Genomic DNA, 23,225 nt, shown 5'->3' on the forward strand with positions numbered 1-23,225 from the left:
ACGCCGAGGCGCCGTGTCCCTAACCCGTGGTCAGGCCGAAGACCGTGATGATCACCAGGTAGCACACCGCGACGAGCGCGGCGCCCGCCGCATGGGCACCGGCGGATCGCGCCCTGGCGGGCAGCAGCCAGAAGGCGAGCGCTCGGTTGACCAGCGGCATCAGCAACCAGGTCAGCACACTGACACTCAGTACGTTGCTGATGAACAGAGCGAGATACCCGGGCACCCCCAGGCGGCCGAGCCAGTCACCGACCGTCAGGTTCAGGATCATCACCGTGGGATACAGGGCCAGGACCACGGACATGGCCTGTTTCCAGTTGGGCGGAGCCTCTTCTCCCGAGCCCTCGCCGAAGCGGAACCAGGAGCCGAAAGCCGATCCGATCTTGCGCACGTCGTAGGAACCGAAGTACTCGCGTCCTTCCGTCAGAAGCTTTTCGCGTGCCTCGGATCCGAGCCATTCGTCCAAGTGCTCGCGTGTGTCGAAACGGAAGGCGACCACCCAGCGGTCCTGGACTCCCTTCACCGGCCTGAAGAGTTCCGACCCCATGAAACCGGGGCGCCTCTCCTGTTCCTTGAGGATCTTGTCCTGCCAGTGCAGGAAATCCTGCTCGTGTCCCGGTCGCACATCGTGCGACACGACCGCCGTGACGACATCCTCGGTCGGCGTGCCGCCGGAAAGGACCTCTTGCGTGGGGGGTCCGTCGAACAGCGGGCTGCCCTCGTCGAGGAGTTGCCGACGCGCGTTCGAGTCCAGCCATTCGGTCAACTGCTCGACGCGGGAGAAGCGGAAGACGACGACCCACTCGCCTTCCTCGCCGGAGCCGGGCGGGTACAACTCCGTTCCCTGGAACCCGTCAAAGCCTCGCGCGACCTCGTTGGTCTTCTCCTGCCAGCGCTTGTAGTCCTCGTCCCGGCCGGCCCGGACCCTCTGGGAGATCACGACCGTTGCGCTGCCGCTGGAGTCGCGGCTTGCACGGGTACTCATGCGGAGTAGTCTAGTTCTAAAAGGAGTTATCGGACAAATAGGGAAAAGGTAGGGAAAAATTCCGCCTCGCCGAGCGGGAGGATCTTGAGATGGGACACAAGGAGTTCATGGCCGAAGCGGTTCGACTGGCCACCGAGTCCGTCGAAAACGGCTGGGGCGGACCGTTCGGTGCGGTGATCACCAACGACGGCGAGATCATCGCGCGCGGGCAGAATCGTGTCCTTCTCACGGCCGACCCGACGGCGCACGGTGAGGTGGAGGCCATTCGCAAGGCTGTTCAGCTGCTCAATCCGGAGGCGCCCAGCATTTCCGAGGCCCACCAGGACGCGTACACCCTGAAGCTGGTGCCTCGGCCGGAGGGTTCCCCCGACGCGGTGCCCGAGCGCGCTCGTATGCTGCAGGGATGCGCGATCTATACCAGTGGTGCCCCGTGTCCCATGTGTATGAGCGCCATCTACTGGTCCCGGATCAGTGCCGTCTACTACAGCTGTGACTGGAAGGCAACTCAGGAGATCGGCTTCGACGATGTCTTCCAGTACGAAGACTTCGCGAAACCCCCGGACCGGCGGAGCATCACCCTCGAACAGTTCCACCCCGAGCTGGGGGCCACGTCCTACGAGGCGTGGGCGAACAAGGCGAACAAACACCCGTACTGAAGAGACTCGGAACGAGAGAACGACGGTCGCACTGCCGATGCGCCGGGATACCGGGGACCGGGCGGCCGACGGCTTGCCACTCACCCATGGAAGAGCGGCAAGACGTCGGCCGTTCGTGTGAGACAGGTACTACGTGAGACGGGTGCTACGCGCAGCAGGTGCTACTTCGGCGGGCGGATGTTCCCGCCGCCCATCTTGCCCTGCTGCTCGCTCTGCTCCTGCAGCTTCCGGGCCTTCTCCTGAAGCCGCTGGCGCTGCTCAGGGTCAGTGGTGCGCTCCGCGGCCTCGGTCATGTGCCGGGCCTTCTCGCGCAGCTCCTGCGCACGGTCACCGGATTCACGTGCAACGCTCATCATCGCTCCTTGTGCGGTTGGGAAGAGCGGGCTCCATCAGAGAACCAGTGCCGTCGCGTCACCGCACCTCGAATCGTCACTCAGTGTCACGGTGTGCGGGAGGGGTGCTGAGGCGCTGGCATGATCAGGGGCATGAACGAGAGCAACATCGCCGCGTGTGACGGGGCATCGAAGGGCAATCCGGGGCCTGCGGCCTGGGCGTGGGTCGTGGCCGACGCGCAGGGGCGTCCGGAGCGCTGGGAAGCGGGACCGCTGGGGAACGCCACCAACAATGTCGCCGAACTGACGGCATTGCGTGAGCTGTTGGAGGCCACGGACCCGTCCGTGCCGATCGAGGTGCGGATGGATTCGCAGTACGCGATGAACGCCGTGACCAAGTGGCTGCCCGGGTGGAAGCGCAACGGCTGGAAGACCTCCGCCGGCAAGCCCGTGGCCAACCGTGATCTGGTGGCCGGGATCGACGCCCTGCTGACCGGCCGGACCGTGAACTTCGTCCACGTGCCCGCCCACCAGGTCGACGGGGACCCGCTCAACGCCCTTGCCGACCAGGCGGCCAGCGAGGCCGCGGTGGCACAGCGACCGGCCGGTACCGCACACGGCTCGGCGCAGCTCCCGACGCCCGCCCCCGCGAGGGCGACCGAAGGGCGGGGCAGGAACACCCCGGTGAAGAAGGCGGGGAGTTCGGCACGCCCCGCACGCTCCGGCGGCACCGTCCGGGCCAGGTTCGCCGGCCGCTGCCACTGCGGAAAGCCTTATGCGGCACAGGAGATGATCGCCAAGAACCCGAAGGGCTGGGGCCACCCGGAGTGCCGCACCGCGCCTGCCTGAGCCGTGGCCCCCACCCGGGCCCGTGCGGACGGTGCGGCCGCTTCGGGCCGGGCGGGGTCGCGGACGGGAGCGGGCGAGTGGCCACGCGAACGGCGCCCCGCATGCCATGATGCGGCTCCGACGGCGGTGTCCGCGGCGCACCGTCGGCGCTGTTGCCGGAACAGGGACACGCTGGGGGGCGTATGGAAAGCACAGGCACGGTCCTGCGCGAATTGCGTGGCGCGCAGAAGGCGGCCAAGGGGGTGTCGCTGTACTCGCGGTACGTGAACCGTCCGGCCGGGCGGGTGTTCGCGGCAGGCGCGTACCGCATCGGACTGACACCCAATCAGGTCACCCTGATCAGTGCGGTATTCACCGTCGCGGCCATCGCATCGGTGGCACTCGTCCGGCCGTCCTGGGGGCTCGCGGTCACGGTGTACGCCGGTCTGGCCGTCGGCTTCGCCCTCGATTCGGCCGACGGTCAGCTGGCCAGGCTGACCGGCCGGGGCGGCCCGGACGGCGAGTGGCTGGACCACGTCGTGGACTGCGCCAAGATGATCCTCGTACACACCGCTGTACTGATCTCGTTCCAGCGGTTCTCCGTCCTGCCGTCCGACGGCTGGCTGCTCCTGCCGCTGGGCTTCCTGTTCACCGCCGTGCTGACCTTCTGCGCGGGGCTGCTGCGCGAACAGCTGGGCAGGGCGGCCGCACGGCCCGCACCGGACGACGGCGCCCCGGCCCCGGTGTCCCGGATGCGCGCCGTGGCACTGCTGCCCGCCGACTACGGGGTGTTCTGCCTGGTGTTCCTGCTGCTCGGCGACCGGACCGCGTTCCGCGTCGGCTACGCCGCGCTCGCCGTCGTGCACGCGCTGTTCCTCGTGGTGTTCCTCGTCAAGTGGTTCAGGGAGCTGAAAGCGCTCCGGACTGCGGACTGACGAGGGAGTCCAGCGCCCGGCGCAGCTGGGTGCTGGACGTGTGCACGGTGTACGGGAAGTAGACCACCTCGACGCCGACCTCGGCGAAGTCGTGCTCCAGCCGCCGGCCCTTCTCCGTGTCCCGCCAGTCGTCCCCCTTGAAGATGACGTCGAACCTGACTTGCTGCCAGGTCTCGATCTTGTCGGGCACGGTCTCGACGAACGCGGCATCCACATGGCGGACACTGCGTACGATCTCCAGCCGCTCCGGCAGTGGAATCACCGGTTTGTGGCCCTTGGCGAGCGCGGCCATCTCGTCCGAGACGACTCCTGCGACGAGGTAGTCGCATTGACTGCGGGCATGTCGCAGGATGTTGAGGTGCCCTATGTGGAACAGGTCGTAGACCCCCGGCGCGTAGCCGACCCTGTGCACCATCCGTTCTCTCCCCCCACGGTGAACGTGATGTCCGTGTCCCGGGGTGGTTGTCCGGACATGACATCCGGTGCCGCGGGATATCGGTATCGGTGTTGATGGTGCAACGACCTTACTGTGAAGACCACTTGCGTATCTCGTGAACGGATAAGCTCGCTTTTGGGGCTGTTCCTTGGGGGGAACACAGAATGTTCCGGGGGGAAGGCGAGCGTCCATGTCCGATGCCGATCGTCACAAGCCGTTCGAAGGCCGCACGCTGCTGGTCGTCTCGACGAACTACGCGCCGGAGCTGACGGGCATCGGCCCGTACGCCGCGCAGCTTGCCGAGCACTGGGCCGAGAGCGGGGCCGACACCCATGTACTGACCGGCATGCCGCACTACCCGTCCTGGCGGACCGACGCGGCGTACCGGGGTGTGTGGCGGGCCGTCGAGACGCGGGCCGGGGTCACCGTCCACCGGCGAAGACACTATGTGCCGTCCCGTCAGACCGCCCTGCGCAGAGCCGCGTTCGAGGCCACGGTGCTCGGCCATGGACTGCTGGCGCCGCCTGTCTCGCGTCCGCCGGACGCGGTGATCTCCCAGATGCCCAGCCTCGCGGGCGGGGTCACCGGAGCCCGGCTGGCACGCCGCCACCGGGTCCCTTACATACCGGTCGTACAGGATCTGATGGGCGCGGCCGCCGCCCAGAGCGGAATCCGGGGAGGCGGGCGGGCGGCGGCCGTCGCCTCGGCGGCCGAACGGTACGCGCTGCGCGGCGCGGCCCTCGTGGGAGTCATCCACGAGACCTTCGTCCCGCGCGTCACCGCGTACGGAGTGGACCCCGGCCGCATCCGTACCGTCCCGAACTGGTCGCACGTCCGGGCCCCTTCCGGCGACCGCGCAGCTACGCGGGCCAGGCTCGGCTGGAGCGAGGGCACTCCCGTGGTCCTGCACTCCGGGAACATGGGGCTCAAACAAGGGCTGGAGGTCCTCGTCGACGCGGCCCGGCTCGCGCCGGAGATCCGCATCGTGCTGATGGGGGACGGGAACCAGCGCGAGGCGCTGCTGGGGCGCGCGGCGGGCCTGCGCAACCTGGATTTCCTGCCGCCGGCCGACGCCGACGAGTTCACGGACATCCTCGCCGCCGCCGATGTGCTCGCGGTGACCCAGCGGGCGTCCGTGCTGGACATGAGCGTCCCGTCCAAGCTGACCTCGTACTTCGTCTCGGGACGCCCCGTCGTCGCCTCGGTCGCCGACGGGGGAGGGACGGCCCAGGAGGTGCACCGGTCCGGAGCCGGCGTCCTGGTCGCGCCGGAGGATCCCGCCGCGCTGCTGTCAGCCGTACGCAAGCTCGTCGAGACGCCGGCCGGGGCGGACGCGCTCGGCGCCAACGGGCCGCGGTACGTCGCACACCATCTGAGCCGGGAGGCGGGCCTGGCCCGCTTCGACGCACTGCTCACCGAGGTCCTCGCCGACGCACAAGGGAGACCACACCGATGACCCAGCCCATCCGCGCCCTGGAGGACCAGGACGAACCCGCCCTGCTGCGGGACCAGTTCCGCCAGCTCCTGCGCTACCGGGCACTGCTCGCCTCCGGCGTGGTCCTCGGGCTGCTCGGCGGCGGCTGGCTCGCCCTGAGCGGCGAGGACAGCTACACGTCGACGGGCGAGGTGGTCGTCCGTTCCGCCGCCTCGGATCCCTTCGCCGCGGGCGCCTCCGCCGACAAGGGCATCAACATCGGCTCCGAGCGGCAGACCGCGGTCAGCGACACCGTGGGCACCCTGGCCGTCGGTTCTCTGGCCCGGCACGGCGACCGGGTGGACGTCGGAGCACTGCTGTCCGGACTCCAGGTCACGAACCCGCCGAACACCCTCGTGCTCCGCTTCTCGTACACCGGCCGCACCCCCGCCCTGGCGAAGGCGCGGGCCGAGGCGCTCGCCGACGCCTATCTGGAGATCCGCAGACAGCGCACCGAGGACAGCATCGCCAACATGGTCGACGGCTACCGTGCCCAGCTGGTCCCGCTCACCGAGCAGCGGGACCAGCTGGCGCAGCAGGCCGTCGGCAGCAACGACGTGACCAGCGCACGGGCCAACCTCGTGGTCTCGATCTCCGAACTCAGCAGGAAAATCTCGGAGTTGCGTGCCCTGGACACCACTCCCGGCTATCTGACGAAGAGGCCCGTGGCGCCCACGAAGCCCACCGGTGCGGGGCTTCCCCTGCTGCTGGGACTCGGCGGAGTCGTCGGGCTGGCGCTGGGGCTGCTGCTGTCCTGGGTACGCCTGGTCTTCGACCCGGCCGTGCGCTCCACCCGGGAACTGGTGCGTTCCCTCGGTGCCCCGCTGCTCGGCACCCTGCCCAGGGAGCGGGCAACCGCGGGCACGCTGCTCGCCATCGGGCGGAGCGGGAGCCGGCTGGCCGAGGAGTACCGGGCGGTCGCCTTCCGGCTCGCCTACGACCCTTGGTTCGCCCAGCGCCGCAGACTTCTGGTCACGGCCCCGCGCGGGGACAGCACCGCCGCGGCCGCCGCGGCGGTCAATCTGGCCGCGGCCTTCGCCGAGATGGGACGCGACGTACTCCTGGTCGAAGCCGATCTGCGTACCCCCGCACTGGCCAGGGACCTCGGCCCGGCCGTGCAGGGCGCCCGGCCACGCTGGGCGACGGAGGCAGAGCGGGCGTGGCCGTCGGACAGCCGGATGAACGTGGACGTTCCCGGATCGGGTGCCTTCACCCTGATAGCGGGCCGGCGCACGGACAACGTGCCGCGCGCCCTCACCTCCGCGCCCGTCGGGCGGATCGTCGCCGAGGGCGACCGCCCGGACGCCGTCGTCATCGTGCTCGCCCCGCCCGTGCTGTCGTACGCCGACGCCGTCGCGCTGATCGACCGCGTGGAGGGCGTCGTCGTGATCTGCGACCCGCGCGAGGTGCACCGCAGCGACCTGGAAAGAATCCGGGAGATCATCGAGGCGGCCGGCGGAACGGTGCTCGGCGCCCTGCTGCACCCCGGCCGGAGCCGCCACGAGCGCAGGGCCCGCAAGAAGGCGCGCAAGCGCCGCGCGGGCGGTGGCCGGTCCGGCTCCGCGCCCGGCCGGGGCGACGGGGACGGCCACGGTGGCGCCGGACATTCCGGCGATTCGGCGCAGACGCTGGGCCTGCGCACCTTCGACTCCACCGCGGGACACAGATGAAGGCACGTACCGCGATCGCCTGCTCGGTCGCGGACCAGGGTGTGGCGGCGCTCACCAACATCCTGGTGCTGGTGGCGGCCGCCCGGCTCTCCACGGTGGCCGACTTCGCCCGCTTCTCGGCGGTCTACCTCGTCTTCACGGTGCTCCTGGGTGTCTTCGGCGCCTACACCGGGCAGCCGCTCGTGCTGCGGCGCGGCGAGCGCGACGAGATGGGCGGCGCGTGCCGGTCGGCGGTCGTCTTCACCCTGCTCGCCGCGTCCGCGCTCGGCGCCCTGCTCGCCGCCGTCTGTCTGCTGCTCCCGGGGGCCACCGCACGCGCCCTGATGACGCTGGGACTCGTTCTGCCGGTGGTCCTCGGACAGGACACCATGCGCTACGCCTTCTCCACCCTGCAACAGCCGCACCTGGCACTGGGCGGCGACGTGCTCAGACTGGCGTGCGTACTGGGCGCGTTGGCCATGCAGCCGCACGGCGCCCCGGCTGCCCGGCTCGTCGCCGTCTGGGGGCTGTCCGCACTGCCCGCCCTGCTGCTGTCGGCCGCCCTGCTGCACCGCAGGGTGGCCGGCACGCCGCTGCGGCTGAAGACCCTGCTGCGAAAGGGGCACCTGGGGCGGCGCTTCGTGGTGGAATTCGGGGTCGGCAACGCCGCCGGCCAACTCTCCGTGCTCGGACTCGGTGCGGTCGGCAACCCGCTGGTGGTCGGCGCCCTGCGCGGCGCGACCACACTCTTCGGGCCGCTGAACGTGCTGTTCACCTCGGCCACCGGCTTCGGCCCGCCGCTGCTCGGACGACTCTCCTGCGAACGGCGCCGGGTACGCGCCACGGCGACGCTCGCCGCCGTACTGGCGCTGACCGCGGGGGCCTGGGCCACCGTACTCGCCCTGCTGCCCGACGGGGTCGGCCGCCACCTGCTCGGCGACACCTGGCCCATGGCGGCCGCCCTGCTCCCCGCGACCGGCAGCCAGTACGCGGCGATGGCCGTCGGCACCTGCGGACTGCTGGCCCTGCGGATGCTCGACCCCCGCACCACTCTCTCGATCCAGGTGGTCTTCTCACTCGCCGCCGTGGCCTTCCTCACCGGCGGCTACGTGCTCGGCGGGGTGCGGGGCGCGGCCTGGGGCCTGTGCCTGGGATCGGTCTGCAAGGCGGTGGCCACGTGGGCCCGGGTGGCCCGACTGAGCCGTCGCGCCGCGGGCGGCCGGGCGCCCGTCAGCGCGGGCGCCATCCGTTCCGGCTCCTGAAACTGGTGACCAGCAGCAGACAGAGGGCCGCGATCGCCAGCTTCCCGACGGACTGCAACAGCGGTCCGCGCAACAGGATGAAGGTGTACCCGGCGATCAGCGGCGCGGCGATGGCCAGGACGCTGCCGGGGCCCGGACCGTCCCGGGAGACGGCGCGCGCGTAACGCCGGTCGGTGCGCGCCGCGGCATATCCGATCAGCGCGAACGCGCCGACCATGCCTGGAGCGCCGAAGTCGACCCAGAGCTCGGTCCACAGCGGCGCCGACAGGTTGGTCATGTTCATCCCCATCCACTGGCCGACGCGCACCCCCGTGTCCTCAGGCTTGCCGCTCCACACCGAACGGGGCACGAAGAACAGTGCGGAGCCCGTCAGTTGACGCCCATAGGTGTGGCCCCGGGTGTCGACCCAGGTGACGGCGTTGGCGAACATCACCGCCTGGTCGTAGTCCTTGGTGGCCAGCGGCTCGAAGACCGACGACGACTCCACCGGCCGGTACCCGGCGCTGTCGTAGCGGAACCGGTCCGCGTACGGGAACAGCACCAACGCCCCGACCACTCCCATGACCAGCACCGAGCGGTACATCGCAGCGCTGCTCGGGAACGCGGTGAAGAGGAGCGAGACCAGCACGGTCACGAACCAGTAACGAGCGTTGGAGATCGGGTTGTTGACGACGACGTTGAGGACCAGCAACGCACACCAGACAAGCACCGTCGAGGGGGAACGCCGGGCCCTGCGCGAGGTCACCAGCCGACGGGTCCAGAAGAGCAGCCCGAGCAGCGCGGGTACCGTACCGAAGCCCTTGAGGAGGGCCGACCCCACATTGGACTGGTCCGACACCACCCCGCTGGCCGCGACCGAGGCGCTGATCTCCTGGCGACTGGTGAAGAAGACGGCGGGCCCGCCGAGCTTCACGACGTAATAGCCGCTCGCCGCGAAGGCCAGCACCGCCAACAGCCTGAGCCGTACCCGGTGCGCCGTTGCCGGACCGCTCCCGGAGCGTGCGGTGGCCCGGCGGCGCAGCGGGCGCCGGGACGCCAGCAGCGCCCCGAGGTCGAACCCCGCACACCCCACCAGGACCAGCGCGATGGCCGTCACCAGATCCGACCGCGGCCCGACCATCGGTGTCGGCGTCCGCCCGATGACCACCTGCGCGAACGGCGCCACCCCCATCGCGATGTACACGAACATCCAGAAGACGCCCTGCAGCAGGCGGCGCCGGGTGGACAGGATCATCGTGGCGAGCCGGGCCCCCGCATAGCACGTCAGCGCGAGTTGCAGCCAGTACGCGGTGTCCCGGGCGCCGGTGCCCGGCTGCGCGGCGATCACCGCGGGCAGGAAGCAGACCAGGCCGAGGATGAGCGGCACGGCGAGGGCGCGCGACAGCATGGCCCACGCCAGAGGCCTCGCCGGCGGCTGGACCGGGCCTTGCGGGCCGTGCTCCGGTACGGGGGCGGACGGCGCCGCCTCGTGCACGGACGTCATCTGTCCCCCCGCTCCGTGGATCTGTGAACACTCTAACGAATCAACCCACTTGGGGGGTTTGGATGACTATTCTGTAAAAGACCGGCCGAGACCGAGGGGGACTCTGGTGAAGATCCTGCACGTCGTCACACTGCACACGCCGGACCACGCGTTCGGCGGCCCGACAAGGGTGGCGCTCAACCTGTCGAGGGTCCAGCGTGCCGGCGGCGACGACGCCCGCATCATGGCGCTGGGCGACGGCTTCGAGGGGCCGCTGCCGCGCGAGGTCGAGGGAGTCCCGGTCCATCTCTTCCAGGCCCGTCATCTGCTCCCCGTGTTCGAGGTCAGCGGAATCACCTCCGGCGCGCTCCTGCTCGCCGCCCGGCGCATGATGCGCGGCGCCGATCTCGTCCATGTCCATCTGATGCGCGACCTGGTGACGCTCCCCGCCGCGCTGCTCGCGCTGGCCTCCCGTACGCCCCTGGTCGTCCAGACCCACGGCATGGTGGACCCGACCGAGAAGCGGGTCGCCCAGCTGACCGATCTGCTGGGCGTACGCAAGGTGCTGCGCGAAGCCGACGCCGTGCTGCATCTGACGGAGCGGGAACGCCTCGATGTGAACGCCGTCGCCGCACCTGTGCCGTTGACCCGCACCGTACGGCTGGTCAACGGCGTGACGCCGCAGGAGCCCAAGCCCGCCCGCGCGGCGGGGCGGCCGCCGATGGTCCTCTTCCTGGGCCGGATCCAGGAGCGCAAGCGTCCGCAGGACTTCGTCGCCGCGATGCCGACGATCCTGGCGGAGCACCCGGACGCCCGGTTCGTGCTCGCCGGCCCCGACACCGGAGCGCTGTCGGAGACTCTCGAACTCGCCCGCGAACTGGGGGTGATGGACTCCCTCCACCACCTGGGACCGCTCGGCCACGAAGAGGTTCTGGCCGCGGACGGGGAGGCCGATGTGTACGTACTGCCGTCGATCGAGGAGCCCCTGGCCGTCTCCGTCCTCGAAGCGATGTCCGTCGGCACCCCCGTGGTCATCACCCGCACCAGTGGCCTCGGCCCCGACGTCGCGAAGGCCGGGGCGGGACGGGTGATCGACAGCCGGGTCGGCGAGGACGGGGAGAACGCCCTCAAGGTCGCCCGTGCGGTGCTGGAACTCCTCGAACCCGAGACCAACGCACAGGCCGGCAAGGCCGCCTGGGACCTGGTCAATGAGCACTTCACCATCGATGTCGTGACCCGGACCCTCCGGCGGACCTACGAGGACGTGGTCCGCCGGAAGGATCACTGAGTCAAACGGTCTTCCCCTCACGGGACTTGAGCGCGATCTGCCAGCGGTAGAAACTCATCGCCAGCGCGAAGTCGAGCCCCGCCCGGCCGTCCAGGAACCCCCGCCGGTACACATACATGTACGCGAACGACACCAGGGGCTTGAAGGGCGCCTTGTGGAACAACTGCCCTTGGCGGGACTTCACCTTGCGCACCTGCTCCTTGACCTCCGGGTGATGTTCCAGCCACGCCTCCCAGTCCGAGTACCGGTTGTGCCGCTCGAACCAGGCGGTGACCGGGTCGAGATCCTGATGCTCGATCGGATGGCGGAGCGAGCCGACCGACTCGGCGACCGGCTGGTAGTGGCCCTCGACCTCGCCGATGCCCGGCGCCTCCAGATCTCCCACCTCCGGATAGTGGCAGCGGGTGCGATCGGTCAGCGACCGCTTGCGGATGGTGTATCCGTGCCGCAGCCGCTTCCCGGAGAACCAGTAGCCCAGCGGTATGTCGTACGCCGCCGGACCCGGCGCTCCGGGATCGGCGAAGATCTGCCGCAGTTCGGCCAGCAGCCCCGGACTGAGCCGCTCGTCCCCGTCGAGCAGCAGGATCCAGTCCAGGTCCGTGCGGACATGGTCCAGGCACCACTGCTTCTTGCGCGGATGGCCGCCGTCCCAGGTGTACGTGATCACCTCGGCCCCGCACTCCTCGGCGATCTTCACCGTGTCGTCCGTACTGTGCGAGTCGACGACGACCACCGCCTCGAAGTGGCCGAGCACCGACGTGACCGCCTCGGCGATGTTGAGCCCCTCGTTCTTCGTGGGGATCGCCACGGCTATCGGCAGCTTGCTCATCCAAGGTCTCCTTCCGGCAGCCAGGCGTAGCAGCCTGTGGAGGTGAAGGCGCGGGCCGCCTTCGGGACGGTGATCTCGGACCGTTTCCCGGAGGCGGAGGAGCCCGACGCCAGGGTCCTGCCGTTCGCCCCGGTGATCCGCCAGGCGCAGCTCTCGGTCGGGGTGACGTCGCGGTAGCGGCCCGGCCGGATCCGCGCGCCCTCGTACGTGCCGTCGGCGTAGCCCCGCGAGGCCTCTTGCACCAGGTCGCCGTGGTGGGGACAGAGATGTGCGACGGCGGGCTCCGCGTCGGCGATCTCGCCCGTCACGATCGCGCCGACCGCCGTGTCCCGGTCGACCTTCACGAGGTACGTCAGCCTGTCGCAGGTCTCCTGACCGGTCTGGAGCACCGCCGCCGGATCCATTCCCCGGGGAACCCGGTCGACGAGGTACTCCTTCTGCTTCTTGGTGAAGGTGCCGGTGGCCGGGGTGAGTTCGCCGGTGGGCAGCCTGGGCGGTTCGCTCGTGCGCCGGGCCGGGGGACCACCGGGCGCGGTGGCCCCGGGACCGGCCGAGGAGGGGGCGACCGGGGTCCGGCCGGACGCGGGCCCGGCGCCGTTCGCCCCCTCGTGCCCCTCGGAGGACGAGCCGCAGGCGGCCAGTGCCGCCGTCAGTACGACGACGGCGGCACCGGCCCGGAACGGATACCTCATCCACCCGTCCTCAGGGCGTAGTGGGCACTGACCTGAGAGCTGCTCAACGCGGTCGGGTAGACGGCGGTCTCGTCGACCTGCCCCGCGAAGAAGTTGCTCGTCGGCCGACTCGGCCAGTTGTTCAGGTTGTCCCCGCCGACCCGCCAGTAGCCGCTGTAGGCCTCGTTGGTGGTGTAGAGGGCGCTGGAGGCGCGGAGCTGCCCGTCCACGTACAGGGCCATGCCTCCGGTGCCCTGGGTGGCGACGACATGGTGCCAGGCGCCGTCGTTGTAGGCGGCGGGAGTGGTGATGGTCCTGGTGCCGCCGCTGTGGACGCCGAAGACCAGCCGCCCGTCGTCGCGCATGTACACATGCTTGTCGTACTTGGTGCTGTTCTGCATGGTCACATTGCCGAAGCCGATGATCTTTCCTCCCTTGGTGGTCGTCGTCCTGATCCAGGTCTCGACGGAGAACCTGGTGGGCTGCGGGTGCAGCTTGTTGCTGTAGGCGTACTGGCTCGTTCCGTTGAAGCCGATCGCGGTCGAGGGACCCGCGACCGCCGCCGGAGTCTGCCGGTAGGCGGGGGAGTTGCGCAGGAATCCGTTGTCCCGTCCGCCGCCGGTGTCGGCCGCGAAGGTCGAGGTGCCTTCGTCGTACCGCCAGTACAGCGACGCGCCGTCGGCCAGCACCTTGGCGGGGTACTTCTCGGCGGTGGACGCCACGGTGGCGGACAGAGCGGGCGACTTGGCGCTGGTGTTGGTGCCGTCGCTCGCGCTGATCCGGTACGAGTGGGTCTCGCCCGGGGCCACGTCCGTATCGGTCCACCTCAGCTGCGGCCGGTCCCAGAACAGCGAGTATCCGGTCGTGGTGTACACCGGGGTGCTCGCACCGTCCTTGTAGATCCGGTAGGTGAGTTCCCCGTCGTCGGCGTCGAAGCTCGTCTGCCAGTTGACCTCCACCTTGCCGGGGGCGACCGTGGACAGGCTGACGTTCGGCACCCAGGGCGCCCCGGTGTCCGGACCGTCGGCGAACCGCGTCAGGCCCTGCTGCCGCGAGCCGTTGACGGTGGTGAACTCGCCGCCCACCCACAGGTAGTGGTGGCCGCCCTTGTCGGTCTGGGCCATCACCCGCGGCCCGACCGGCTCCCCGATGCCGTCATTGGTGTCCGGGAACCACGGGAGCAGTTTCGGATCGTCGACCGACTGGGCCAGCAGGTGCCTGCGCGGCTGGTCCGGGAACTCGCCCATGCTGGAGCAGTCGTGCGCGTGACTCCCGCTGTACAGCACCCCGTTGTGCACCAGGACGGCCTGCGTGGCGCCCAGGCAGGTGTCCCGCCAGCGCTGCTCGAAGTTGCTGAGGTTCAGCGCGATCCGGCCGTCGAAGACACCGCCTCCGGTGCCCTCGTTGGCGGTGTAGAAGCCGGTGGCGTCCGTGGCCAGGTCCTGCACCGTGGAGGTGTTCGGAATGAAGCCGGCCGGGTAGCTCTTGGCGACGGCCCCGGTGGTGGCGTCCACGACGGCCAGCGCGTGCGACGTGGTGCCGTTGACGGTGAAGAAGTCGCCGCCGAGCAGTACGTGCTTGCCGTCGGGCGTCAGCTCCAGGGCCCGGCCCACCTCGTCGGTGTCGGCCTTCCACGGCTTCAGCGCGGCGCCGGTGGTGACCGCGGCAAACTTGTTCCGGGTCTGCCCCGCCACGGTATTGAAGTCACCGCCCAGATAGACGGTGTCCGCCGTGACGGCCAGCGCCCGCACCGTCGCGGAGACGGAGAACTTGAAGTCCTGGCGCGGGGTGCAGGTCGCGGTGTCGATCGCGGCGATATTGCTCACCCCGACCCCGCTCACCGCCCCGAACTGCCCGCCGACGTAGAGCGTCTTCTGATCCGGGGAGAGGGCGAGCGCCCGTACGGTCGCCGTTCCCGACGACAGCGTGAACGACAGGCTGCAGCCGGTCGGCGCACCGGTCGCGGCGTCGAACGCGGCGAAGTTCACCGCGGGCTGTTCGGAGGTACCGGCGTCCGCGCCCGGCGGCCGGACGGTGGAGAAGGTGCCGCCGGTGTAGACGACACCGGCGTCCGACGCGGCCATCGACCAGACGATGCCGTTGGTCTGCCAGGTGGTGAGATCGTCCGCGGTCAGCGAGACCGGCGGGGTGAGGGCCGCCGCGGGGGAGCCCCCGGACGTGGCGGCGGTCAGTGCTCCGGCGAGCAGGCAGAGCGCGGCGGCCGCGGCCCGTGCCCGGCGGTGTCCGGTGGGTCTGCGCCCCGTACTTCCGTTCATCATTCAGCTCCGAAGGTGAGAACGAGCTGCGGCCGGAAGGCCGCGGTTCCTGCCTCGTCCGGCCGACGGCGGGGACGCTTCGTCCCGCTGCCGGCGAGGGCGAGTGAGTGGCCCGGGACCGGGGTCCGGACCGGTGCGGACGCGCTCGGATCCACCGGGCGGCCGGTGGAGGAGGCCGAGGAGGCGTCCGTGATGGTCCCCGGCACGGTCGTGGGGTGCGACGGCCGGGTGCTGTGGGGGAGCGCCGAAGCGGGCCGCATGACGGTGACCGGCGCCGCGATGCCGCGGTGGAGGACGGCCGTACGGTTCATCGGTCCACCCGTACGGCCGCTCCGGCGAGTTGGTCGGACAGCTGGCGGATGTCCGCCTCGACCATGATCGTGGCGAGCTCCCGCGCCCTCACCGCCGGTTTCCAGCCGAGGAGTTCCTCGGCCTTGGCCGCGTCACCGATGAGCGCGTCGACCTCGCTGGGGCGCTCGTACTTGGGGTCGTAGCGCACATGCTCCCGCCAGTCCAGTCCCGCGTGGGCGAAGGCGTACTCCAGGAACTGCCGGACGCTGACCCCCTCGCCGGTGGCCACCACGTAGTCGTCCGGACTGTCGCACTGCAGCATCCGCCACATCGCGTCGACGTACTCGGGGGCGTAGCCCCAGTCGCGCACGGCGTCGAGGTTGCCCAGGTGGAGGTGGGTCTGGAGACCCGCCTTGATCCTGGCCACCCCACGCGTGATCTTCCGGGTCACGAAGGTCTCGCCGCGGCGCGGGGACTCGTGGTTGAAGAGGATCCCGTTGACCGCGAACATCCCGTACGCCTCACGGTAGTTGACGGTCGCCCAGTACGAGTAGACCTTGGCGACGCTGTACGGGCTGCGCGGATGGAACGGGGTCTTCTCGTTCTGCGGCGGCGGGGTCGCGCCGAACATCTCCGAGGACGACGCCTGATAGACACGGGTGTCGATACCGCTCGCCCGGACCGCCTCCAGCAGCCGGATGGTGCCGAGCCCCGTGATGTCGCCGGTGTACAGCGGTGCGTCGAAGGAGACCCGGACGTGCGACTGCGCACCCAGGTTGTAGACCTCGTCCGGCCGGATGTCACGCAGCAGGTTCACCAGTGCGACCCCGTCGGCGAGGTCGGCGTGATGCAGGACGAAGGATCTGTTCTCCTCCTCCGGGCCCTGATAGATGTGATCGATCCGCTCGGTGTTGAAGCTCGACGAGCGGCGTATCAGTCCATGGACCGTGTACCCCTTGTCGAGCAGCAACTCGGACAGGTACGAACCGTCCTGTCCGGTCACGCCGGTGATGAGCGCGGTCTTCGCCACGCCTCCCCCCTCCTCTGGTCGCCTGAAAGGCTGTTGGTACCCGCCGAAATATCGGGAATTGAGTGATCTGCGGCAAAACATCACCGTGGCCGGTGGCTGCTGGCACAATCCGAGCCATGACGACTGATCTACCCGGCCCTTCCCGGGAATCCGTCCGCCCCCTCCTGCGACCCGGCGCCCGCATATTCGTCGCGGGCCACCGCGGCCTGGTCGGCTCGGCGGTGGTGCGCCGCCTCACCGACGCCGGGCACGAGGTGATCACCCGCGACCGCGACCGCCTCGATCTGCGCGACACCGCGCGGACCGGAGCGTTTCTCCGCGAGATCCGCCCCGACGCCGTGGTGCTGGCTGCCGCCAAGGTGGGCGGGATCATGGCCAACAGCACGTATCCGGTGCAGTTCCTCGAGGACAACCTGCGCATCCAGCTCAGTGTCGTGGCCGGGGCGCACGCCGCCGGGGTCGAGCGGCTGCTCTTCCTCGGCTCGTCCTGCATCTACCCCAAGCGCGCCCCGCAGCCGATCCCCGAAAGCGCCCTGCTCACCGGTCCGTTGGAACCGACCAACGAGGCATACGCCCTGGCCAAGATCGCCGGAATCGTGCAGATCCGGTCCTACCGCCGGCAGTACGGCGCCTCGTACATCAGCGCCATGCCCACCAATCTCTACGGGCCGGGTGACAACTTCGATCTGGAGACCTCGCACGTACTGCCCGCGCTGATCCGCCGCTTCCACGAGGCGCGCCGCGACGGCTCGCCCGCGGTCACGCTCTGGGGCTCCGGGAGCCCTCGCCGCGAATTCCTGCACGTCGACGACCTGGCCGCCGCGTGTCTTCTGCTGCTGGAACGCTACGACGGTGACGACCCCGTCAACATCGGCTGCGGCGAGGACCTGACCATCCGCGAACTCGCCCGTGTCATCAGTGAGGTGACGGAATATCAGGGAATTGTCGAGTGGGATGCCGCCAAGCCCGACGGCACCCCCCGCAAGCTGCTCGACGTCTCCCTTCTCACCTCCCTCGGGTTCACACCGCGGATCGCACTGCGCGACGGGATCGCCCGCACCTACGCCTGGTGGCTGGAGCAGACGGCCGCGCAGGGCTGAGCGGGCCCGACGGGCCGTCCGGCACGGGCCGGCCGACGCGCTGCGACGGCCGCCCGTCCCCCCGGCCCCGTACGGTCGGTCGTCTCGTACTCCTCGCATCGACCGCCGTCGCTCTCAGTACGCTCCGCGGCCGTCGGTGACGGCGCGCAGCGTACGGGCCATGAGTCCCATGTCCGTGACCACCGACCAGTTGTCGACGTACCACAGGTCCAGCGAGACGGTCTCCTGCCAGGAAAGGTCCGAGCGTCCGCTGACCTGCCACAGGCCGGTCAGCCCCGGTCTGACCGCGAGTCGTCGCAGTTCGCGCTCGTCGTAACGGGACACCTCCTCCGGCAGCGGGGGTCGTGGCCCCACCAGCGACATGTCGCCCCGTAGCACATTGACCAGCTGCGGCAGCTCGTCGAGCGAACACCGCCGCAACAGACGCCCGATTCCGGTCACGCGGGGGTCGTGGCGCATCTTGAACATCGGGCCGTCGTTCTCGTTCGCCGTGATCAGCCGCTCCTTGTGGTGCTCGGCGTCCACCACCATCGTCCGGAACTTCCACATCGTGAACGGCCGGTTGTGCTGCCCCTGGCGGATCTGGCGGTGGAGTGCCGGCCCGTCGGAGCCGAGTCGCACCGCCGCCCCGATCAGGAGGAGCAAGGGCGCGAGAACCAGCAGACCGAGCGCGGCGCCGACCCGGTCCACGACGGCCTTCAGGGCCGCCTGCGGCCCCCGGCGCAGCGGGGGAGCGACATGCAGCAGAGTCAGCCCGGCCGCGGCGGCCGGTCGTATCCGGCCGGCCGCGATACCGGAGAGTTCCGACAGCACGGACAGCGGAAGCCCGCCGTCGTGCAGACCCCAGAAGAGCTGCCGAAGCCGCTCCTCGGAGAGCTGTGGTCCGGGCACCACCAGAGCCAGATCGGCGTCATGGGCGAAGGCCCCGCCCAGCACGGTCGACGCGTCGTCGTCGGCGGGTGCCGGTGCGAGCCGGCCCGGCACCTGGACCTCGCACCGCAGTGGTGTGGTGCCCACCGGTACGGCGGCCACCACCGTGTACGGGTGATCCGTGCGGGAACCGAGCACCCGCACCGCTCGTTCCACCCCCGTGGCCTCCCCGACCACCAACACCCGCCGAGCGGCGAGCCGTTGCCGTGTCGACCACGGCAACCGCCGTGCCCCCCAAGCGGCGACGCCCACCAACAGGCCGGGCAGCAGCGCCACGACCGCCGTCGCGGGGTCGACCGAATCGCCGGTCATCGTCCGAGCCACGGCGAGCACGCCGATGAGCAGCAGCCAGTCGCCGATCGTGCTCAGTACCCCCGGCGGACCGCCCGGAGGCCGGTCCGCGTACCGGCCGCGCGCGGCCCGCACACCGGACCAGGCGAGCGCTGCCGCGGCCGCGGCGAACGCCGCCCGCGACTGCCCCCCGGCCCGCAGGACGAGCCATGCCGGAATTCCGAGACCCAGAAGCTCGGCGCCGATGACAGCCGGCGGGAACCGGCCCGTCCTGCACTTCGTCGCCGCCGGTTCCGGACGTTCGCGCTCTACGGTCGGCGCCCTCCACAGTTCGTCAAGTTCTTTGCCGCGAGGCCGATTCGGCACAGACCGCGGACGTGGCACCCCCGCCAGTCCCACCGGTCCTGATCTGTCCGAATCGGGTAGCTCGACATGCCCCATGAACCCCCCAGTCACAGTTGCATCGCCACAAACGGGGCGCATCCGCCGATCCCATGGACTGACGGATGCGCCCTCGCTCGGTGCACGATATCCACACACGTGCCATTTCGCTGGAGTTCCAGTGAAGTTCAGACATGCACACTGACTCGGAACTCGTCCCGTTCCGTGCTGGATCTCTTGGTCTGTGCGTGACTGTTCGCATTTGGAGGGTGCTGGATTCGGATGATGTGCGCTGATGGCCGGGTTCGACCTGTGGGACGTGCACCTCGATGACCTCCTGGCAACACCGTTCCCGGCGGCGGGCGGGCTTACGCGCGCCTTCCGGCCACCCGACGAGCCGCGTCAGAGGCCGTCGGGTTCGTCCTCGGGCCGTGACGGCCAGGCGGTCGGCGCCGCCCTTCCCGGAGCCAGACGTTCCACCAGATCGGCCAGCTCCTCGCAGGCATGCTCGATTCTCCGGCGGATGTTGCTCTGTTCGGTGACGACGGCTGCGAGCAGCAGCGCGGTGAGGGCCACGGAACCGTTCAGCACCGCGAGATTGACCATCACATGAAGGAGGGTGTGGCCCTCGAAGGGGCCCACGCCCTGCGTTCCAGCCACGACCGCAAGGACCGACACCAGGAAGGCGCACGGCGCGCTCCCCGCCAGCTGGAATCGCAGGGCCGCCCAGATGAGCAGCGGAAACACCAGGTAGATCATCGCCAGTGAGCTCCTGGTGGCCACCAGCGAGACCGCGACGGAGGCGGCCGCCAGCGCGCTCGCCTCGATCCACCGGTCGGTGATCCGCGGCATCCGCGCCCTGCGCATCACGAGCAGCAGCGGAGTGACCACGAGCACGCCCATCGCGTCACCCGACCACCAGGCCGTCCAGACCGGCCAGAATCCGCTCAACGGCAGATGGTCGTCCAGTACCAGCATCCATGTGCCCGCGGTCGCGCTGATGGTCATGCCTCCCAGCGCACCGAGGAAGACCAGCATCAGGCCGTCGCGCAGCCGGTCCAGTTCCCGGCGGAAACCGGCCCTGCGGAGCATCAGGTAGGAGCAGACAGGGGCCAGTGTGTTGCCCGCCACGACGACGGCGGTGAGGAAGGACACCGAGTCGTCCAGCGTGGAAATCACGCACAGGGAGCCCAGGGCGATACCCGGCCACACACGCGGGCCCAGGAGGAGCAGGGCACTCAGCGCGATGCCCGTCGGCGGCCACAACGGGGTGACGACCTCACCGTGGACGGACACCCCGCGGATCAGACCGAGACCTCCGGCCAGGTAGTACACAGCGGCGACGGCCAGGATGCGCAGTGCGGCCGAGGACGCACGTCCGGTTCTTTCGCTGCGGATCACACATCTCATCAGACACCCGCCCGGACGGGTGGCGGTTGTGTGACACGCTCGGCCCCGGTCCGGGCCTCACCACGTCCCGAAGGCTGCTCCGTGCCGCAGGACGAGCACAGCCGCGTCGTCCCGGTGCCCGGTCCGTTCCGCCGCGCGCAGCACCGCGTCCGCCAGCTCATCGGCGTCGCCCGCGGCCCGGGAGACCACCAGCCGCATCACCGCGTCCAGTCCTTCGTCGACCGGGAACGAGGGCCCCTCGACGACCCCGTCGGTGACCAGGACGAAGGCTCCGGGCCCCGTCAGCCTGCGTCGGGTGACCGGATAGCGCTCACCCGCCTGGATCCCCAGCGGCAGACCGCCCTCGTCGGTCGTGCAGCCGTACTGCCCGTCGGTCGTGGCCCACACGGCGGCGACATGACCGGCGCGGGCGCTGTGGAGCTCCCGGGTGACCGGGTCGAGACGGACGAAGGTGCAGGTCGCGAAGAGACCGGAGTTCACCGAGAGCAGCAGATCGTTGGTCCGGCCCACGACCTCGCCGGGGTCCGCGGCGGTGGCGGCTATCGCCCGCATCGCGATGCGGATCTGCCCCATGAAGGCGGCCGCCTCGACGTCATGGCCCTGCACGTCCCCGATGGCGAGCGCCAGCGCTCCGTCCGGCAGCACGAATCCGTCGTACCAGTCGCCGCCGATGTCCAGTCCGCTGCGGGCCGGCATGTACCGGGCAGCGGTCTGCAGCCCCGGGAGCGCGGGCAGCGTCGGAGGGAGCATCTCGCGCTGAAGGGCCTCGGCCAGCTCCACCCGTGCCTGATGCACCTCCACCTCACAGCGTGCCCGTGACGTGAGCTGTTGCAGGGTGGTGAGCAGTTCACCGGCGCTCGCCGCACGGGGAGGACGACGCCGGTTCATGGGCCGCTCCGCACTCGGTGGAAGTGACTCCACTCATCGTATTTCGAGGCTGTGATCTCCGCAGGGCGAGACGGAACGCGCGAACGGACCCGGCCGGGTGGATCCTGATGGCAGGACCGCGTCGTGGCGGCGCACCGAGTCCGGGCGCGGTCGCAGGAGGTGCTCGATGACCCGCAAGCTGGAGTGGAACGTCCGTGTCGGTCTGTCCGAGGACGACGGCACGACCAGGGCCGAGGCGGTACTGGACACCGGCTCCGAGAAGCTCGTCGGACACGGGGTCGCCCGTTGCAACCCGCAGGACGTGGACGTTCCCGCCATCGGCGACGAACTCGCGGCGAGCCGCGCCATGAAGGACGTGGCCGCACAGCTGATGAAGGCCGCGGACCAGGAACTGGAGTCGGTCGGAGCCGGGCCCGCGAGCGGCCCCGTCGCACCGCCGTACGCATGGCCCGACACCACGGCCTGAGCCCGCTCGAAGGCATGGGGCCCGCATCTCGAAGGGAGCGCCGGGGCGCGACGGCGGTGCCCCGGCACACAAACGCGCCCGTCGCCGGACACGGCCCACGAGCCATGGAGCGGGCAGCGGTGCGAGGGGAGGCGGCCCATGCGTGAGATCCTCCCGGTGCTCAGCCGCTGGTACACCGCCGGGAAGCCGTTCGGGCTCGCCACCGTGGTCGCCGTCAGCCGCAGCGTGCCGCGAGGCCCCGGCGCCGCCATGGCCGTCGGCCCGGACGACGAGGTCGTGGGCAGCGTCTCCGGCGGCTGCGTCGAGGGCGCGGTCTTCGAACTGGCCAAGGAGGTCGTGGAGACCGGCCGGGCCCAGCTGCGTACCTTCGGCTACAGCGACGCGGACGCCTTCGCCGTCGGGCTCAGCTGCGGTGGCGCGATCACACTTCTCGTACGTCCCGTGACGCCTACGTGCGACACCTCCTTCGGCGAGGTCGCCGCATCGGTCGCCGGGCACCGCCCGGTGGTGGTCGCCACCGTCACCGACGGACCCGGTCTGCGCGGCGCCGCCCTCGCCGTCGGGCCGGACACCGTCTCCGGGTCACTGGGCACGAGCGGCCTCGACGCCGCCGTCACCGCCGACGCGCGAGGGGAACTCGCCCGGGGAGCCACCGGCCTGCGGCACTACGGCCCGGACGGCGAACGGCGTGAGGACGACGTCACCGTGTTCCTCCAGTCCTTCGCGCCACCGCCCCGGATGCTGGTTTTCGGCGCGATCGACTTCGCCGCGGCGGTGGCCCGGATCGGCGCGTTCCTCGGCTACCGCGTCACCGTCTGCGACGCCCGCCCCGCCTTCGCCGACCCACGCCGGTTCCCGGCGGGCGTGGAGGTGGTCGTCGACTGGCCGCACCGGTATGTGCGCGACGCGGAGATCGACGGACGGACCGTGATGTGCGTACTCACCCACGACCCGAAGTTCGACGTCCCGCTCCTGGAGGTGGCCCTGCGCACCCCGGCCGCGTACATCGGGGTGATGGGCAGCCGCCGGACCCACCGCGACCGGCTGGTCCGGCTGCGCGAGTCCGGTCTCGGCGAGGCGGAACTGGCGCGCCTGCGCTCGCCCATCGGCCTCGACCTCGGTGCGCGCACCCCCGAGGAGGTGGCCGTGTCGATCGCGGCGGAGATCGTCGCGCTGCGCTGGGGCGGTACCGGGCGCCCGCTCACCGACACGACCGGGGCGATCCACCGGCCACGGCCCGACACCCGTGCGCCTGCGTGAGCCGCGTGCCGTGCCATCGCACCGCCCGCCCGCCGCGCCGACACCGCTCCGTCAGGGGCCGGGGCGGCGACGCGGCCACCCCGGCCCGCGACGGC

General features: G+C 70.5%; 22 protein-coding genes. 10 read left to right on the forward strand and 12 right to left on the reverse strand.

What is annotated here, in order from left to right; genetic code table 11:
* Window positions 1-19: 19 nt before the first annotated feature.
* On the reverse strand, window positions 20-985 hold the full coding sequence (locus ACIQCZ_RS12085) for an antibiotic biosynthesis monooxygenase (protein ID WP_402281700.1): 966 nt from the start codon (window positions 983-985) through the stop codon (window positions 20-22).
* A gap of 89 nt (window positions 986-1,074) precedes the next feature.
* On the opposite strand from ACIQCZ_RS12085, the gene ACIQCZ_RS12090 reads away from it, so the two are divergent.
* Window positions 1,075-1,641 (forward strand): nucleoside deaminase, encoded by a 567-nt coding sequence (locus ACIQCZ_RS12090; RefSeq protein WP_402281702.1) that lies wholly within the window; start codon window positions 1,075-1,077, stop codon window positions 1,639-1,641.
* A gap of 161 nt (window positions 1,642-1,802) precedes the next feature.
* On the opposite strand, the gene ACIQCZ_RS12095 is transcribed toward ACIQCZ_RS12090, so the two are convergent.
* Complete coding sequence (locus tag ACIQCZ_RS12095) at window positions 1,803-1,994, reverse strand: DUF6381 family protein (protein ID WP_351080216.1); 192 nt, start codon at window positions 1,992-1,994, stop codon at window positions 1,803-1,805.
* Window positions 1,995-2,126: 132 nt separating this feature from the next.
* Between ACIQCZ_RS12095 and ACIQCZ_RS12100 the strand changes: the two genes are divergently transcribed.
* Together ACIQCZ_RS12100 and ACIQCZ_RS12105 are read left to right on the forward strand one after the other, a co-directional pair.
* A complete protein-coding gene (locus tag ACIQCZ_RS12100) occupies window positions 2,127-2,822 on the forward strand; it encodes a ribonuclease H (protein ID WP_402281703.1) in 696 nt (231 codons plus the stop codon).
* A gap of 182 nt (window positions 2,823-3,004) precedes the next feature.
* Window positions 3,005-3,736 (forward strand): CDP-alcohol phosphatidyltransferase family protein, encoded by a 732-nt coding sequence (locus tag ACIQCZ_RS12105; RefSeq protein ID WP_402281704.1) that lies wholly within the window; start codon window positions 3,005-3,007, stop codon window positions 3,734-3,736.
* On the opposite strand, the gene ACIQCZ_RS12110 is transcribed toward ACIQCZ_RS12105, so the two are convergent.
* The gene (locus ACIQCZ_RS12110; RefSeq protein WP_402281705.1) at window positions 3,702-4,151 is read right to left on the reverse strand and encodes an adenylyltransferase/cytidyltransferase family protein; all 450 of its coding nucleotides are present in this window, start codon (window positions 4,149-4,151) and stop codon (window positions 3,702-3,704) included. The genes ACIQCZ_RS12105 and ACIQCZ_RS12110 overlap by 35 nt on opposite strands.
* 211 nt (window positions 4,152-4,362) lie before the next feature.
* On the opposite strand from ACIQCZ_RS12110, the gene ACIQCZ_RS12115 reads away from it, so the two are divergent.
* From ACIQCZ_RS12115 to ACIQCZ_RS12125, 3 genes are read left to right on the forward strand one after another with little or no spacing between them, the layout of a single operon-like run.
* A complete protein-coding gene (locus ACIQCZ_RS12115; RefSeq protein ID WP_402281706.1) occupies window positions 4,363-5,628 on the forward strand; it encodes a glycosyltransferase in 1,266 nt (421 codons plus the stop codon).
* Entirely contained in the window at window positions 5,625-7,316 is a 1,692-nt protein-coding gene (locus ACIQCZ_RS12120; protein WP_402281708.1) for a lipopolysaccharide biosynthesis protein, read from the forward strand. The genes ACIQCZ_RS12115 and ACIQCZ_RS12120 overlap by 4 nt, the downstream gene beginning before the upstream one ends.
* A complete protein-coding gene (locus tag ACIQCZ_RS12125) occupies window positions 7,313-8,557 on the forward strand; it encodes a hypothetical protein (protein ID WP_402281709.1) in 1,245 nt (414 codons plus the stop codon). The genes ACIQCZ_RS12120 and ACIQCZ_RS12125 overlap by 4 nt, the downstream gene beginning before the upstream one ends.
* Here the strand turns inward: ACIQCZ_RS12125 and ACIQCZ_RS12130 are convergent.
* Complete coding sequence (locus ACIQCZ_RS12130) at window positions 8,526-10,040, reverse strand: hypothetical protein (RefSeq protein WP_402281710.1); 1,515 nt, start codon at window positions 10,038-10,040, stop codon at window positions 8,526-8,528. The genes ACIQCZ_RS12125 and ACIQCZ_RS12130 overlap by 32 nt on opposite strands.
* A 106-nt stretch (window positions 10,041-10,146) precedes the next feature.
* Between ACIQCZ_RS12130 and ACIQCZ_RS12135 the strand changes: the two genes are divergently transcribed.
* Window positions 10,147-11,307 carry a glycosyltransferase gene (locus ACIQCZ_RS12135; RefSeq protein WP_402281711.1) on the forward strand — a complete coding sequence of 387 codons (1,161 nt, stop codon included), beginning with the start codon at window positions 10,147-10,149 and terminating at the stop codon, window positions 11,305-11,307.
* A 1-nt stretch (window position 11,308) separates the two neighbouring features.
* Here ACIQCZ_RS12135 and ACIQCZ_RS12140 read toward each other — a convergent pair whose 3' ends face one another.
* Genes ACIQCZ_RS12140 through gmd form a run of 5 tightly spaced genes read right to left on the reverse strand, consistent with a single transcriptional unit; the run spans window position 11,309 to window position 16,404 of the window.
* Entirely contained in the window at window positions 11,309-12,136 is an 828-nt protein-coding gene (locus ACIQCZ_RS12140) for a glycosyltransferase family 2 protein (protein WP_376559914.1), read from the reverse strand.
* Window positions 12,133-12,828 carry a hypothetical protein gene (locus ACIQCZ_RS12145; RefSeq protein WP_402281712.1) on the reverse strand — a complete coding sequence of 232 codons (696 nt, stop codon included), beginning with the start codon at window positions 12,826-12,828 and terminating at the stop codon, window positions 12,133-12,135. Before ACIQCZ_RS12145 ends, ACIQCZ_RS12140 begins: the two co-directional genes overlap by 4 nt.
* Complete coding sequence (locus ACIQCZ_RS12150; protein ID WP_402281713.1) at window positions 12,825-15,086, reverse strand: LamG-like jellyroll fold domain-containing protein; 2,262 nt, start codon at window positions 15,084-15,086, stop codon at window positions 12,825-12,827. The genes ACIQCZ_RS12145 and ACIQCZ_RS12150 overlap by 4 nt, the downstream gene beginning before the upstream one ends.
* The gene (locus tag ACIQCZ_RS12155; RefSeq protein ID WP_402281715.1) at window positions 15,083-15,394 is read right to left on the reverse strand and encodes a hypothetical protein; all 312 of its coding nucleotides are present in this window, start codon (window positions 15,392-15,394) and stop codon (window positions 15,083-15,085) included. Before ACIQCZ_RS12155 ends, ACIQCZ_RS12150 begins: the two co-directional genes overlap by 4 nt.
* Window positions 15,391-16,404, reverse strand: a complete 1,014-nt coding sequence (gene gmd, locus ACIQCZ_RS12160; protein WP_402281716.1) for a GDP-mannose 4,6-dehydratase — start codon at window positions 16,402-16,404, stop codon at window positions 15,391-15,393. The genes ACIQCZ_RS12155 and gmd overlap by 4 nt, the downstream gene beginning before the upstream one ends.
* Window positions 16,405-16,520: 116 nt before the next feature.
* Between gmd and ACIQCZ_RS12165 the strand changes: the two genes are divergently transcribed.
* Window positions 16,521-17,504 carry a GDP-L-fucose synthase family protein gene (locus ACIQCZ_RS12165; RefSeq protein ID WP_402281718.1) on the forward strand — a complete coding sequence of 328 codons (984 nt, stop codon included), beginning with the start codon at window positions 16,521-16,523 and terminating at the stop codon, window positions 17,502-17,504.
* 114 nt (window positions 17,505-17,618) lie between these two features.
* Here ACIQCZ_RS12165 and ACIQCZ_RS12170 read toward each other — a convergent pair whose 3' ends face one another.
* From ACIQCZ_RS12170 to ACIQCZ_RS12180, 3 genes are all read right to left on the reverse strand, one after another.
* Window positions 17,619-19,166, reverse strand: coding sequence for an exopolysaccharide biosynthesis polyprenyl glycosylphosphotransferase (locus ACIQCZ_RS12170; protein WP_402281720.1), 1,548 nt, complete (start codon window positions 19,164-19,166; stop codon window positions 17,619-17,621).
* A 342-nt stretch (window positions 19,167-19,508) separates the two neighbouring features.
* Window positions 19,509-20,507 carry an MASE1 domain-containing protein gene (locus ACIQCZ_RS12175; protein WP_402281722.1) on the reverse strand — a complete coding sequence of 333 codons (999 nt, stop codon included), beginning with the start codon at window positions 20,505-20,507 and terminating at the stop codon, window positions 19,509-19,511.
* Window positions 20,508-20,573: 66 nt separating this feature from the next.
* Complete coding sequence (locus ACIQCZ_RS12180) at window positions 20,574-21,404, reverse strand: PP2C family protein-serine/threonine phosphatase (RefSeq protein WP_402281723.1); 831 nt, start codon at window positions 21,402-21,404, stop codon at window positions 20,574-20,576.
* A 166-nt stretch (window positions 21,405-21,570) separates the two neighbouring features.
* Between ACIQCZ_RS12180 and ACIQCZ_RS12185 the strand changes: the two genes are divergently transcribed.
* Both ACIQCZ_RS12185 and ACIQCZ_RS12190 read left to right on the forward strand, forming a co-directional pair.
* Window positions 21,571-21,870: a DUF1876 domain-containing protein gene (locus ACIQCZ_RS12185; RefSeq protein WP_402281724.1), complete on the forward strand. Its 300-nt coding sequence runs from the start codon at window positions 21,571-21,573 to the stop codon at window positions 21,868-21,870.
* A gap of 138 nt (window positions 21,871-22,008) precedes the next feature.
* Window positions 22,009-23,130 (forward strand): XdhC family protein, encoded by a 1,122-nt coding sequence (locus ACIQCZ_RS12190; protein ID WP_402281725.1) that lies wholly within the window; start codon window positions 22,009-22,011, stop codon window positions 23,128-23,130.
* Window positions 23,131-23,225 lie beyond the last annotated feature (95 nt).

Source organism: Streptomyces sp. NPDC093149 (genome assembly GCF_044754145.1).
Taxonomy (GTDB): domain Bacteria; phylum Actinomycetota; class Actinomycetes; order Streptomycetales; family Streptomycetaceae; genus Streptomyces.

Bases quoted from the DNA above. Each gene is read 5' to 3' on its own strand.
- ACIQCZ_RS12090 (WP_402281702.1), top strand. From the start codon at position 1,075: ATGGGACACAAGGAGTTCATGGCCGAAGCGGTTCGACTGGCCACCGAG.
- ACIQCZ_RS12085 (WP_402281700.1), bottom strand. From the start codon at position 985: ATGAGTACCCGTGCAAGCCGCGACTCCAGCGGCAGCGCAACGGTCGTG.
- ACIQCZ_RS12100 (WP_402281703.1), top strand. From the start codon at position 2,127: ATGAACGAGAGCAACATCGCCGCGTGTGACGGGGCATCGAAGGGCAAT.
- ACIQCZ_RS12180 (WP_402281723.1), bottom strand. From the start codon at position 21,404: ATGAACCGGCGTCGTCCTCCCCGTGCGGCGAGCGCCGGTGAACTGCTC.
- ACIQCZ_RS12150 (WP_402281713.1), bottom strand. From the start codon at position 15,086: ATGATGAACGGAAGTACGGGGCGCAGACCCACCGGACACCGCCGGGCA.
- ACIQCZ_RS12120 (WP_402281708.1), top strand. From the start codon at position 5,625: ATGACCCAGCCCATCCGCGCCCTGGAGGACCAGGACGAACCCGCCCTG.
- ACIQCZ_RS12115 (WP_402281706.1), top strand. From the start codon at position 4,363: ATGTCCGATGCCGATCGTCACAAGCCGTTCGAAGGCCGCACGCTGCTG.
- ACIQCZ_RS12110 (WP_402281705.1), bottom strand. From the start codon at position 4,151: ATGGTGCACAGGGTCGGCTACGCGCCGGGGGTCTACGACCTGTTCCAC.
- ACIQCZ_RS12145 (WP_402281712.1), bottom strand. From the start codon at position 12,828: ATGAGGTATCCGTTCCGGGCCGGTGCCGCCGTCGTCGTACTGACGGCG.
- ACIQCZ_RS12190 (WP_402281725.1), top strand. From the start codon at position 22,009: ATGCGTGAGATCCTCCCGGTGCTCAGCCGCTGGTACACCGCCGGGAAG.
- ACIQCZ_RS12165 (WP_402281718.1), top strand. From the start codon at position 16,521: ATGACGACTGATCTACCCGGCCCTTCCCGGGAATCCGTCCGCCCCCTC.
- ACIQCZ_RS12105 (WP_402281704.1), top strand. From the start codon at position 3,005: ATGGAAAGCACAGGCACGGTCCTGCGCGAATTGCGTGGCGCGCAGAAG.
- ACIQCZ_RS12185 (WP_402281724.1), top strand. From the start codon at position 21,571: ATGACCCGCAAGCTGGAGTGGAACGTCCGTGTCGGTCTGTCCGAGGAC.
- ACIQCZ_RS12140 (WP_376559914.1), bottom strand. From the start codon at position 12,136: ATGAGCAAGCTGCCGATAGCCGTGGCGATCCCCACGAAGAACGAGGGG.
- ACIQCZ_RS12095 (WP_351080216.1), bottom strand. From the start codon at position 1,994: ATGAGCGTTGCACGTGAATCCGGTGACCGTGCGCAGGAGCTGCGCGAG.
- ACIQCZ_RS12170 (WP_402281720.1), bottom strand. From the start codon at position 19,166: ATGGGGCATGTCGAGCTACCCGATTCGGACAGATCAGGACCGGTGGGA.
- ACIQCZ_RS12125 (WP_402281709.1), top strand. From the start codon at position 7,313: ATGAAGGCACGTACCGCGATCGCCTGCTCGGTCGCGGACCAGGGTGTG.
- ACIQCZ_RS12155 (WP_402281715.1), bottom strand. From the start codon at position 15,394: ATGAACCGTACGGCCGTCCTCCACCGCGGCATCGCGGCGCCGGTCACC.
- ACIQCZ_RS12130 (WP_402281710.1), bottom strand. From the start codon at position 10,040: ATGACGTCCGTGCACGAGGCGGCGCCGTCCGCCCCCGTACCGGAGCAC.